Genomic DNA, 12,189 nt, shown 5'->3' with positions numbered 1-12,189 from the left:
GCGTTACACGCTGCTGTCAACACCTCTTTTTTCAACTTCCTTCTGGCTTCGATGATCTGAAGCAACTCGCTGTCGAAAACTGCGTAACTCTTTGTTTATCAAGGAGTTTTCCGTTTCGACTGCGCCGGAAGTGGGGCGAATTATAGACACCTGAGATCTGCCGTCAACCACTATTTACGCCTTTTTGGCAGAAGAGGCCTTTTTTGTCATTAATCGTGGGATTCGGCGTGCCAACGGCGGTAGGCGCAGCACTAGCAGCAACACACCTATAACGGCATAGATCGCCCACTCCTTCAGATCGGCACGCACGATCCACAGCATATGCAGCAATCCAAGCCCCAGAATCACATACACCAGACGATGCAACTTCTTCCAACGAACACCCAACCTTCTTTGACTGTATCGATTGGAAGTCACAGCCAGTGCCAGCAAACACAGAAAACCTAGCGCACCAACAATGATGTAAGGACGCTTGCGCAACTCGACGCCCAATTGCGACCAGTCAAACCCCAGAATAAATGCCAAATAGGCGCTCAAGTGCAGTACGACATAACAGAAGCACCAAAGACCCAGCTGACGCCGGACAGCAATCCACCCCGCCCAACCTGTGAGTTTCTGCAGTGGCGTCATACTTAATGTAATAAGCAAGAGGACAAGCGTTCCCAATCCCAACCGGTCGACCAGCACTTTGCCAGGGTCCGGCCCCAACACATCCTCCCAAGCCTGATACAACCAGAGCAGGGGCCACACCATCGCCGCAATGAAAACGCCAATACGCCAAAGCGGATATCGCATCAGTAATTCTTCCGCAGATCGAGCCCTGTATATAGAGAAGCAACTTCGTCCGCATAGCCGTTGAACATTTGCGTGTCCCGCACATTCGGCTTGAACAGACCACTTGGCAAGCGTCGCTCACGCGCCTGCGTCCAGCGTGGGTGGTCAACCGCAGGATTCACGTTCGCATAGAAACCATATTCGTCCGAGGCAATACTCTGCCAAGTGGTTTTGGGCTGCTCGCTCACCAGACTGATGCGCACAATGGACTTGATGCTTTTGAACCCGTACTTCCACGGCACTACCAAACGCAGCGGCGCTCCGTTCTGGTTCGGCAATTCGCGCCCGTACATCCCCACCGCCAGTATCGCCAAAGGATTCATCGCCTCATCCAGTCGAAGTCCTTCCACATAAGGCCAGTCAATCAAGGCAAAACCAGAGCGCTGCCCCGGCATGCTCTTGGGATCCTGCAGAGTTTCAAAGCGAATGAACCTGGCCTTTGACGTTGGCTCGACCTGGCTGAGCAAAGCCGATATCGGGAAGCCTATCCAGGGAATCACCATGGACCACGCCTCAACGCAGCGAAGTCGGTAAATGCGCTCCTCCAACTGATAAGGCTTCATGAAGTCTTCCAGCGCATACCGTCCCGGCTTGCCCACCTCCCCGTCCACGATCACCGTCCACGGTTCAGTCTTCAGGGTGCCGGCATTGGCAGCCGGATCGCCCTTGTCGGCACCGAACTCATAAAAGTTGTTGTAATGGGTCGCATCCTTGAAGGGGGTTATTGCCTCATCCCTGACATTGACCGCCCCCCACTTGGTCGAAGGAAGCTTTTCGCTGAACCAGGAAGGCGCCTTGCCAGGCTCCACATCCGGATAACGCGCCGCCTCATCAGCCACTGCCCATTGAGGCAGAGCGCCCACAGCCAATCCGGCAGCAGCAGCGCCCAACACAGTGCGTCGAGAAAGATAAATAGATTCAGGCGTGACGTCCGATTCATGGCAATCGGACGCTTTGGGGATTTTGATCAGCATGGCTACTCCGCAGCATTGGAGAACAGATGCACCAACAGTCTGCGGAGTATGAGGGAAATTACATCACTCGACGCTTTTGCGCCGACGAAGATGTAACAAGTACTGCACCGGTCCGGAAGCCGCATAGGCGAGGAACACCAGCAGCAGAATGCGCGGAGGATCACTGAACACGACTGCGAACACCAGCACGACAGCGAGGATAGCCACGAAAGGTACGCGTCCTTTCAGGTCCAGCTCCTTGAAGCTGTTGTACTTGATGTTGCTGACCATCAGCATGCCCGCCGCTGCCACCATCAACGCCACCAGGAAGGACATCTTGGAGCCCTGAATGCCGTAATCGCTGAACGCCCAAACAATACCCGCCACGACTCCGGCGGCAGCCGGGCTGGCCAGACCGATGAAATAGCGCTTGTCGGCGGTGCCGACCTGAGTGTTGAAGCGCGCCAGACGCAACGCAGCGCCCGCTACATATATGAAGGCGACCATCCAGCCAACCTTGCCCATGTCGCCCAGCGCCCAACCAAATGCCAGCAATGCCGGCGCCACACCGAAAGCGACCATGTCCGACAGCGAGTCGTACTCGGCACCGAACGCACTCTGGGTGTTGGTCATGCGGGCAACACGACCATCCAGGCCGTCAAGCACCATGGCGACAAAGATCGCGATGGCAGCGAAAGCGAAGTACTTGCTTGCGCTGACCGAGTCGCCGGCGCTCAAGGCGGCCTGCGCGCTCATCGAGTTGATGATGGAATAGAAACCTGCGAACAGGTTCGCAGTGGTAAACAGATTCGGCAAAAGATAGATACCACGATGCCGGACTTTACGGCCTTCAGCGTCGTGCCCTTCTTCGATATGTTCATCGATGGGCAGCAGGCTTTCGGCGTCAGAGGCCTGGTTTGGCTCTTCGGGACGTTCGCTCATGGACAATACCTTGCAACGGGGTGGAAAGTTTCGACAGGTGTCTGCGACAGCGGTTCGCATCGCAAACGATGCAGCTTTATACCAGAACCGGCGATCCAAACGAAAAAACGCGGCCTAAGCCGCGTTTTTCGTACAAGTGTCAGACTTAGTTTTTGGCTTTGTCGACGATCTTGTTGGCACCGATCCACGGCATCATGGAGCGCAGTTGCTCGCCGATGATCTCGATACCGTGAGCGGCGTTGTTACGACGCTTGGCGGTCATCGAAGGATAGCCGGTAGCGCCTTCGCTGATGAACATCTTGGCGTATTCGCCGTCCTGAATGCGTTTCAGGGCATTGCGCATGGCCTGACGGGATTCGGCGTTGATGACTTCCGGGCCAGTCACGTACTCGCCGTATTCGGCGTTGTTGGAGATCGAGTAGTTCATGTTGGCGATACCGCCTTCGTACATGAGGTCAACGATCAGCTTCAGTTCGTGCAAGCATTCGAAGTAGGCCATTTCCGGCGCGTAGCCAGCTTCAACCAGGGTTTCGAAACCGGCTTTAACCAGTTCAACGGTACCGCCGCACAGAACGGCTTGCTCGCCGAACAGGTCGGTTTCAGTCTCGTCCTTGAAGGTGGTTTCGATGATGCCGGTACGACCGCCACCAACGCCAGCGGCGTAGGACAGTGCAACGTTTTTGGCGTTGCCCGAAGCATCCTGGTAGATAGCGATCAGGTCAGGGATACCGCCGCCTTTCACGAATTCGGAACGTACGGTGTGACCTGGAGCCTTCGGCGCGATCATGATCACGTCGAGGTCAGCGCGTGGCACTACCTGGTTGTAGTGGATCGCGAAACCGTGGGAGAAGGCCAGGGTAGCGCCCTTCTTGATGTTCGGCTCGATTTCGTTCTTGTACAGGGAGGACTGGAACTCGTCCGGGGTCAGGATCATGACCAGGTCGGCAGCTGCAACAGCGGAAGCAACGTCAGTCACTTTCAGGCCATGAGCTTCAGCCTTGGCAACGGTGGCCGAACCTTTACGCAGGCCAACGGTAACGTCAACGCCGGAGTCTTTCAGGTTGCACGCCTGAGCGTGGCCTTGGGAACCGTAACCGATGATGGCAACTTTCTTGCCCTGGATGATCGACAGGTCGCAGTCTTTATCGTAGAAAACTTTCATGAATTTCCCCTATATCAGGCCGTTCAGGCCATTCGCTAATTTGGTTTAGATGCTGAGTACTTTGTCGCCGCGGGCAATACCGGTGACGCCACTGCGGACGGTCTCCAGAATCGAGGCGGTGCCAATGGACTGAATGAAGCTGTCGAGCTTGTCGCTGGTACCGGTCAATTGAACGGTATACACGCTGGCACTGACATCGACGATCTGTCCACGATAAATATCGGTGGTGCGTTTGATCTCGGCGCGCTGGGCACCGGTAGCCTTGACCTTGACCAGCATCAGCTCGCGCTCGATGTGCGCGCTTTCCGACAGGTCGACCAGTTTGACTACTTCGATCAGTTTGTTGAGGTTCTTGGTGATCTGCTCAATGACCTCATCGTGACCGACAGTGGTCAACGTCAGACGCGACAGGGTCGGGTCTTCGGTTGGTGCCACGGTCAGGCTTTCGATGTTGTAGTTGCGCTGCGAGAACAGACCAACCACACGAGACAAAGCGCCCGGTTCGTTTTCCAGAAGCAAGGAAATAATGTGCCGCATGATTAAGTACGCTCCGTCTTGCTCAGCCACATATCGCGCATGGAGCCGTCTTTGATCTGCATCGGATAGACGTGCTCGCTGGTGTCGACCGAAATATCGATCACTACCAGGCGATCCTTCATGGCAAACGCTTCTTCCATCTTCGACTTCAAATCTTTCGAATCGGTGATGCGCACGCCAACGTGACCATAAGCCTCTGCCAGCTTGACGAAATCAGGCAGCGACTCCATGTAGGAGTGAGAGTGGCGGCTGCCATAGCTCATGTCCTGCCACTGGCGAACCATGCCCAGTACACCGTTGTTCAGGATGACGATCTTTACCGGCAAACCGTATTGCAGGCAGGTCGACAACTCCTGAATGTTCATCTGGATGCTGCCCTCGCCCGTTACGCAGGCGACGTCATCATCCGGAAAGCTCAACTTGATGCCCATGGCCGCCGGAAAACCGAAGCCCATGGTGCCCAGGCCGCCGGAGTTGATCCAGCGGTTCGGCTTGTTGAACTTGTAGTACTGCGCCGCGAACATCTGATGCTGACCCACGTCAGAAGCAACAAAGGCATTGCCCTTGGTCACTTCGCAAAGGGTCTCGATCACGGCCTGCGGCTTGATGACGCTGCCGTCACCCTTGTCATAAGGGAACAGGCCACGATCACCGCGCCACTCGTCGATCTGCTTCCACCAGCTGGCAACGGACTCCTTGTTCGGGGTCTCGCCAATTTCCTTGAGGATCGCGACCATTTCGGTCAGGACGCTCTCGACCGGGCCAACGATTGGCACATCGGCCTTGATGGTCTTGGAAATCGAAGCCGGGTCGATGTCGATGTGAATGATCTTGGCATTCGGGCAGAACTTGGAGGCGCCGTTGATCACGCGGTCGTCAAACCGTGCGCCGACAGCCAGGATCACGTCAGCGTGGTGCATCGCCAGGTTGGCGGTGTAGCTGCCGTGCATGCCCAGCATGCCGATGAACTGACGATCCGTACCAGGGAAACCGCCCAGGCCCATCAGGGTATTGGTCACTGGCAGGTTAAGCATTTTCGCCAGCTCGGTCAGCGGCGCGGAGCCACCACCGAGAATCACGCCACCGCCCGAGTACAACACAGGACGCTTGGCCGCCAGGAGCATTTCTGCTGCCTTGCGGATTTGCCCGGAGTGACCGCGAACGGCCGGGCTGTAGGAGCGCAACTTGGCTTTTTTCGGGAAGACGTATTCGAACTTCTCGGCCGGGTTGGTCATGTCTTTCGGAATATCGACAACGACCGGACCAGGACGACCGGATTGCGCCAGGTAGAAAGCTTTCTTCATGACTTCCGGGATTTCCGACGCATGCTTGATCATGAAGCTGTGCTTCACGATCGGCCGGGAAATACCGATCATGTCGGTTTCCTGGAAGGCGTCGGTACCGACCATGGTGCTCGGCACCTGGCCGGAAATAACCACCATCGGAATGGAGTCCATGTAGGCGGTGGCAATACCGGTGATGGCGTTTGTAGCGCCAGGACCGGACGTCACCAGTACCACACCGGCTTTACCGGTGGCACGGGCGTAGCCGTCAGCCATATGGGTAGCCGCTTGCTCGTGACGAACCAGGATGTGGGTCACTTCCGGTTCTTTGAACAGGGCATCGTAGACATGAAGAAGAGCACCACCCGGGTACCCGTAGATATATTTGACGCCTTCGTCACGCAAGAAGCGGACGAGCATCTCACCGCCAGATAAAAGCTCCACGTTGCTCACCTCTAAAACGCCAGAATACCGCCCACGAAAAATGGGACGGGTCTTAATAGGTTTACTTCTCTGCAGAGCATGAGCGACGGTGGTCGCCGACTACGTCAGCACTGACTGAGCAAGTATTGGGATCGTCCCAAGTGTTGCGGGCTTCTCCCACCCAGCGCGAGGTAACGCGTTGCGGGTGTAACAGGTCGGCGCGGATGTGCGCCTCATGATCTGCTGAGAGGGTCTGCTTCTGGCAGTCCCTGTACAGCGGACTTTGGATTCTTCTGTTTCGCCCTTCGCAAGTCAAGCCGTCTATGTGCTTTATTCTAGTAACCGCATGAGAACGCAAGAAAAAACCTATAAATCCCATGTGTGTTAGCTTCAATTGCGCAACTTTTGACTAGGAATTGGCATGCGTACGCACTTCTTCATCGCCGGCCTGTTGGTCGTCCTCAGCCCGGCGGCCATGGCCGCGCAGATTTATAAATGGGTCGACGCCCAAGGCGTTACCCATTTCGATGGCCAGCCGCCCCCAGGCCTGCCAGCCACGACCATTGTCACCCCCGCTTCATCGCCGGGCAAACCACCCATCCCCGCCAACGGCGGCGCCATCGGCAATCAACAGGCCATCGACAACAGCGTCAAGAAGCAGGTTGCCGAGCAGCAGGAACAGTTGAAAGTGTTTTGTGAGCAGGCGCGAACGAATCTTGCGCAGTTGCAGAACAATCCGCGACTCAGGGAGGAAGTGGAAGGACAGTTGCGCCGTCTGGACGATGCACAGCGGCAAGAGCGCATCGGCGAAACGCAGAAACAGATCGCGGACAACTGCCAGTGAACGCCTGCAGGAGCCGAGTTTGGTCCGGCTCCTGCAATGGGCGGTGGGGTCAGCGGGCCGCGGTGATCAGTTGATCAAACTCTTTGAGCAGCACTTGCAACTGGCGATCCCGGCCCTGGACATTGCGTCCAGCGAAGACCATTTCGGCCATTTCCTGAATCCCTGAAGCATTCGGCAACGGCAGGTCCTGCTCGAGGATCGCTTTCATGCGCGGCAGGAAAATCCACTGCAGCCATTGTTCGAAGTCCAGCGTATCGACCGAAAAGGGTTCCACGCTGGAAAGCGCTTCGGCGGATGGCCGAACGTCGTCCCACCACCCTTGTATCCGCAGCTCTCGCTCGATCAGCAGCAACTGATCGGCGATCTGGAGAAAACGTGCGTCCATTACGACGTAACCTTGGCTTTCTGACGGGCCAGTGCCGCACCCGAGGAATCACCCTGTTTCTCGCGAGCCTGAGCGATCAGCTCCCAGAGGCTGGCTTGAAGAGCCGGACGGCCATTGGCGAAGGTCAGGCCACGACGGGCGAATTGCTCGGCTTGCGCGGCATCACCTTGGGCCATGCGCACTTGCGCCAGGCGATAAAGCACTTGAGGTTCACGCGGGGCTACTCGTTGGGCGCGCTCCAGGCTCGAGGACGCACCGTTCAGGTCGCCGCCAGCCTGTTGTTGCTGAGCAGTGGTCAGCAACGCAAGGACCGGGCCGTCCAATTGCTCGTCGGCGGACAGGCCACCAGAACTCGCCGACGGAATTCCGCTCGGCGTCGACGGCATGCTGTAGCTGCCCTGATTGACCGGCGCAGATTGAACCGGCGATGTATCAATCGGCCCTGGCGTGATCGGCCCAGGAGTAATCGGTGTGGTGCTGATCGGTGTCGACGTCGTTGCGCCCCCGCCCGGGATCATCACAACCACACCGGTATCGCCTTGTGGAATCGCCTGTGTTTGCGATTGCACGGGACGCTTCACCGTCGTCTGGCGATAACCGCCGTTCGCGGAAACGCGCTCGCTGTTGGAAACCGCGGTACCGGAATCCACAACCGGAATCGAACCACGCTGCACTGAAGAACAACCGCTGAGCAAAGCCACGGCGGTAACCGCTGGAATCAACCACTTGTTCACTTGAAACCCTCTTTGCTTAATTCATCCAGCCCTTGACCCAATCCATCACCGTCTCTGCAGGGTTTTCACCCCCACAAGCGGCACCGGGAGGCGGTTCGCTGCCGCGAATATACGGCATCTGCACGGCACCTGGGCAACCGGCATCGGAGCCTTGTCCGGTTCGCGAATCAACCCAGGCCTGAACGATATTGTCCGGCTGCGGCATGTCCAGGGGAAGTGGGTCTGCCTTGCGCATGAAGCTGGTCCAGACCTGCAATGCGCCGGTAGCGCCGGTGAATGGCGTCTTGCCATTGTCATCGCGCCCCAACCAGACCACCGCCAGCAAGTCCTGACTGAAGCCAGCGAACCAACTGTCTCGGGAGTCGTTACTGGTCCCCGTCTTGCCCGCCAGGGTCAAGGTTTTCGGTAACACGTTGTAAACCGAACTGCCGGTGCCTTCCCGCATGACCCGCTGCATGGCGCTCTGGATCAGATAAATCGAAGCCGGGTCGAAACGCTGCTGAATCTGGAAAGGGTAACGCTTGAGCGGCTCCCCCTCCGCCGTCAGCACGCTGCGAATCCCGCGCATCGGCGTATTGAAGCCACCGTTGGCGAGTGTCTGATACATGGTCGCGACTTCAATCGGCGTCATGCCGCCAGCCCCCAGCAACATCGACGGGAAGGCCGGAAATTCGCGGCTTACGCCCAGGCGCCCTAAAGTCTTGAGGACATTGGGCACACCCACCGCCAGACCGAGACGCGCAGTCGACAGGTTGTAGGAATGCGCCAGACCTTGATAAAGGAAGACCGTGCCGTGAGAACGACGATCATAGTTTTGCGGCTTCCAGACCTGGCCATCCGCCCCTTTGACCGAAAAGTATTCGTCCGACAGCCAACTGGTCAATGTGTACTGGCTGGGTTTCTCAAGCGCTGTCAGATACACCGCTGGCTTGATCAACGAGCCGATAGGTCGCACAGCATCCAGTGCCCGGTTGAAACCGGCAAAACTGGCCTGGCGACTGCCAATCATGGCCTGAACCTCACCGGTTTCCGGATTGGTCACGACCATGGCCGCCTCGACGTCGTCAGATCCTTTGCGCCCGGAAAGACGCTTGAAGGTGTCGTTGACCGACGCTTCGGCCTTCATCTGCAGGATCGGGTCAAAACTGGTGAAGATGCGCAGGCCTTCTTCGGTCAAGTCTTCGTCGCGATAGTCTTCACGCAGTTGACGCTTGACCAGATCAAGGAAGCCAGGGAACGAGCTGTCCGCCAGCTTGCCTCGCGTTGTCACGCCCAACGGCATTTTTTTCGCGGCGGCGACTTGCTCGGCACTGGCAACACCTTGTTGTTCAAGCACGTCCAGCACCAGATTGCGCCGCTCGAGTGCCCGCTCAGGATTGCGACGCGGGTTGTAATAGGAAGGCCCCTTGACCATGCCTACCAGCATCGCGACTTGATGCAGCTTCAGTTCGGACAATGGCTGCCCGAAGAAAAACTGGCTGGCCAGACCGAAACCGTGCACAGCGCGCTGACCGTCTTGACCGACGAACACTTCATTGAGGTAGGCCTCAAGAATTTCCCGTTTGTCGTAATGCAACTCGAGCAACATCGCCATCATGGCTTCGGTGAGTTTACGACTCAGGCTGCGTTCGCTGGTCAGGTAGAAATTCTTGACCAGTTGTTGCGTGAGCGTACTGCCGCCCTGAGTCATCTTGCCGCCAGAAGTGTTGACGTAGACAGCTCGCGCAATCGACTTGGGCGACACGCCCCAATGGCTATAGAAATCCCGATCTTCCACCGCGACCAGGGTTTCCAGCAAATAGGGCGGGACTTGATCGATTTTGATCAGAATGCGGTCTTCGAGGTTCTTCGGATAAATCCCGCCGATCAGCAGCGGCTCCAGGCGCACTACCGAAAGCTTCGAACCGTTCGTCGCCGAGAGTTCGGCCACATAGTCGCCGGAGAAACGCACACGCACCGGCTGCGCCTGTTCCATGCCTTCATAAAACTGGAAACCACGGGTATTCAAATCAACAGTATTACCGTTGACCGCCGCAGCGCCGGGGCCATTGCTCACACTTTCACGGCGATAGCCCAAAGCATCGAGCTCGGTAAGAAAGTCGTCGCGACTCAGCTTTTGTCCGACGAACAGCTCGAGCGGGCGCGCGTATACCTTCGCCGGAATGGTCCAGCGCTTGCCGGAAAACTTCTCCTGCACGACGGCATCGAGGTAAACCGCGAATCCGGCCAGCACTACCAGGCCGACCAGACTGAGTTTAAGGGCCCAGCCCAGCCAAGGCCGCAAGCCTCGGGAAGGTGGTTTTTTAGGGGTACGGGGGGATCGGGTACGAGTCATGGCGGCGGATTATACGCACTTTATTCGTCCCCAACAGGAGCCCTCCGAGTTTGCGTTAGGCTGGCTAGCCGCCATAATAGCGACCTGAAATTTTTCCAGACTCTGAAGGATCGCCTGTGAGCCAGTCCCTGATCGCCGCCCTGCAAAACCCGGCCCTCTACCCGCACTCCGTAGACGGGTTCCAGCTCATCGAAACCCACATTTCCTGGGTACTGCTGACTGGCGACTTTGCATATAAAGTGAAGAAACCGATGAATTTCGGCTTCCTCGACTTCACGACCCTCGAAGCCCGCAAGCACTTCTGTGGCGAAGAGCTGCGCTTGAACCAGCGCCTGACTGACGATCTTTATCTTGAAGTATTGCCGATTACCGGCAGTGCCGAAGCACCTCAATTGGGCGGGGATGGCCCGGCCATCGAATACGTGCTGAAAATGCGCCAGTTCCCCCAGACCGGCTTGCTCAGCACCCTGCAAGCCAACGGCGAACTGACTACCGCACACATCGATGAGATGGCAGCCCAGATTGCTCGCTTCCACCTCAACGCACCGAAAGTCCCGGCGGAACATGAAGCCGGCACCCCCGACAGCGTGATGGCCCCCGTGCGCCAGAACTTCGAACAAATCCTGCCGTTCATCAGCGACAAGGCTGACCTTCAACAACTCGACGCCCTGCAAGCCTGGGCCGAAAGCAGCTTCGAACGCCTCAAGCCACTGCTCGTGCAACGCAAGGCAGATGGCTTCATCCGCGAATGCCATGGTGACATCCATTTGGGTAACGCCACGGTGATCGACGGCAAGGTCGTGATCTTCGACTGCATCGAGTTCAACGAGCCCTTCCGCTTCACCGATGTTTACGCCGACAGCGCTTTCCTGGCGATGGACCTGGAAGACCGTGGCCTTAAATGCCTGGCACGGCGTTTCATCAGCCAATACCTGGAACTGACTGGCGATTATCAGGGCCTGGAACTGCTGAACTTCTATAAAGCCTACCGTGCGCTGGTGCGCGCCAAGGTCGCACTGTTCAGCATGCCGGCCGATGCAACGCCGGTGCAACGTGCCACCAGCCTGCGCCAGTACCGCAATTACGCCAACCTGGCGGAAAGCTACAGCACCATTCCTTCCCGTTTCATGGCCATCACCCACGGCGTCTCCGCAGTAGGCAAAAGCCATGTGGCCATGCGTCTGGTGGAAGCACTGGGCGCCATTCGCCTGCGCTCCGACGTAGAACGCAAACGCCTGTTTGGTGAACAGACGATGGCGAACGATCTGCAGGCAGGCATCTACAGTAGCGAAGCCAGTACCGCCACGTACCAGCGCCTGCATGAAATTGCTGCGGTGATTCTGCACGCCGGTTTCCCGGTGGTGGTTGATGCGACCTACCTAAAGCACGATCAACGTGACAGTGCAGCAAAGGTGGCAGAAGCGACTGGCGCACCGTTCCTGATTCTGGATTGCAATGCCCCTCAAGCTGTCATCGAAAGCTGGCTGCAACAACGTCAGGCCGAGAAATCTGATCCATCCGACGCGACATTGGCCGTTATCGAGGCTCAACAAGCCAGTCGCGAAGCCCTCACGCCAGCGGAAATTCTCTGCAGCAAACGCGTCCAGACCAATGAAAGCGGGACGCTTGACACCGTGGTAGAGCAGATTCGCCAACGCCTTCCGGGGCTGTAAAAAGTATTTCGGTCGTGAAGCCCTCTGCGGCTTCACGGCTGTCAAATAGTGGCACTATACTGGCGTCATAAAACCAACAGGTGA

11 protein-coding genes are annotated in these 12,189 nt (G+C 57.3%); 2 read left to right on the top strand and 9 right to left on the bottom strand.

Features of this window, described 5'->3' with window-relative positions:
• Window positions 1–174: 174 nt before the first annotated feature.
• The 6 genes from msrQ to D8U69_RS12460 all read right to left on the bottom strand — a co-directional run bounded on the left by msrQ (window position 175) and on the right by D8U69_RS12460 (window position 6,155).
• Window positions 175–795, bottom strand: coding sequence for a protein-methionine-sulfoxide reductase heme-binding subunit MsrQ (gene msrQ, locus D8U69_RS12485; RefSeq protein WP_130903532.1), 621 nt, complete (start codon window positions 793–795; stop codon window positions 175–177).
• Complete coding sequence (gene msrP / locus D8U69_RS12480) at window positions 795–1,808, bottom strand: protein-methionine-sulfoxide reductase catalytic subunit MsrP (RefSeq protein ID WP_130907407.1); 1,014 nt, start codon at window positions 1,806–1,808, stop codon at window positions 795–797. The genes msrQ and msrP overlap by 1 nt, the downstream gene beginning before the upstream one ends.
• A 63-nt stretch (window positions 1,809–1,871) precedes the next feature.
• Entirely contained in the window at window positions 1,872–2,729 is an 858-nt protein-coding gene (gene pssA / locus D8U69_RS12475) for a CDP-diacylglycerol--serine O-phosphatidyltransferase (protein ID WP_056855607.1), read from the bottom strand.
• A gap of 145 nt (window positions 2,730–2,874) precedes the next feature.
• Window positions 2,875–3,891, bottom strand: a complete 1,017-nt coding sequence (ilvC, locus tag D8U69_RS12470; protein WP_003228216.1) for a ketol-acid reductoisomerase — start codon at window positions 3,889–3,891, stop codon at window positions 2,875–2,877.
• 45 nt (window positions 3,892–3,936) lie between these two features.
• Entirely contained in the window at window positions 3,937–4,428 is a 492-nt protein-coding gene (ilvN, locus tag D8U69_RS12465) for an acetolactate synthase small subunit (protein WP_003176102.1), read from the bottom strand.
• A 2-nt stretch (window positions 4,429–4,430) separates the two neighbouring features.
• Window positions 4,431–6,155, bottom strand: coding sequence for an acetolactate synthase 3 large subunit (locus D8U69_RS12460; RefSeq protein ID WP_130903534.1), 1,725 nt, complete (start codon window positions 6,153–6,155; stop codon window positions 4,431–4,433).
• A gap of 400 nt (window positions 6,156–6,555) precedes the next feature.
• Between D8U69_RS12460 and D8U69_RS12455 the strand changes: the two genes are divergently transcribed.
• Complete coding sequence (locus tag D8U69_RS12455; RefSeq protein WP_130907406.1) at window positions 6,556–6,978, top strand: DUF4124 domain-containing protein; 423 nt, start codon at window positions 6,556–6,558, stop codon at window positions 6,976–6,978.
• Between the two features lie 49 nt (window positions 6,979–7,027).
• On the opposite strand, the gene D8U69_RS12450 is transcribed toward D8U69_RS12455, so the two are convergent.
• From D8U69_RS12450 to mrcB, 3 genes are read right to left on the bottom strand one after another with little or no spacing between them, the layout of a single operon-like run.
• Window positions 7,028–7,363, bottom strand: coding sequence for a YqcC family protein (locus tag D8U69_RS12450; protein WP_130907405.1), 336 nt, complete (start codon window positions 7,361–7,363; stop codon window positions 7,028–7,030).
• Window positions 7,363–8,097: a hypothetical protein gene (locus tag D8U69_RS12445; protein ID WP_056855610.1), complete on the bottom strand. Its 735-nt coding sequence runs from the start codon at window positions 8,095–8,097 to the stop codon at window positions 7,363–7,365. The genes D8U69_RS12450 and D8U69_RS12445 overlap by 1 nt, the downstream gene beginning before the upstream one ends.
• Before the next feature lie 16 nt (window positions 8,098–8,113).
• Window positions 8,114–10,432 (bottom strand): penicillin-binding protein 1B, encoded by a 2,319-nt coding sequence (mrcB, locus tag D8U69_RS12440; RefSeq protein WP_056855611.1) that lies wholly within the window; start codon window positions 10,430–10,432, stop codon window positions 8,114–8,116.
• Between the two features lie 116 nt (window positions 10,433–10,548).
• Here mrcB and D8U69_RS12435 point away from each other — a divergent pair, with 116 nt between their 5' ends.
• Complete coding sequence (locus tag D8U69_RS12435; RefSeq protein WP_056855612.1) at window positions 10,549–12,105, top strand: bifunctional aminoglycoside phosphotransferase/ATP-binding protein; 1,557 nt, start codon at window positions 10,549–10,551, stop codon at window positions 12,103–12,105.
• Window positions 12,106–12,189: the final 84 nt, after the last annotated feature.

The sequence above is a fragment of the Pseudomonas sp. Sample_16 genome (genome assembly GCF_004307665.1).
GTDB lineage: Bacteria > Pseudomonadota > Gammaproteobacteria > Pseudomonadales > Pseudomonadaceae > Aquipseudomonas.
This window is presented reverse-complemented; position numbering and strand designations above follow the sequence as displayed.